Origin of the sequence: Idiomarina sp. UBA4206, assembly GCF_002383015.1 — a bacterium.
Classification (GTDB): Bacteria; Pseudomonadota; Gammaproteobacteria; order Enterobacterales; family Alteromonadaceae; genus Idiomarina; species Idiomarina abyssalis.
This window is the reverse complement of record NZ_DFTS01000030.1, coordinates 1-286: the sequence shown is the minus strand read 5'-3', so window position 1 is coordinate 286 and position 286 is coordinate 1. Positions and strand designations below refer to the sequence as shown.

Genomic DNA, 286 nt, shown 5'->3' with positions numbered 1-286 from the left:
GACAGAGCCAACCACAAACTTCTTGTCTGACCGTGGCTTAATTGATTCTATGCGCATTTTGTGTGGAGAGCGTAAGCAGGTGAGCTTGTTGAATAAGGACTACCGTTTAATTGCGCAGCGTGGTGAATCAAGCCGGGTTAAGTCTTCAGGTGGTGAATGTCAGGTTATAAACGGCAGCATTGGCATTGCCTGGCAGCCACAGGAACAGCTGTAACGGGTGGCTGCGAATGAAAACGGCTGGTGATTACCCCCTCACCTGAAAGACGCCGTGAACCCATCCCTGGGG

The 286-nt window shown here is 51.4% G+C and carries 1 pseudogene; it reads left to right on the top strand.

The features are described 5' to 3' along the window. A pseudogene (locus B3180_RS06270) lies at window positions 1-214 on the top strand (cyanophycinase); the annotation flags it as partial. Between the last annotated feature and the right edge of the window lie 72 nt (window positions 215-286).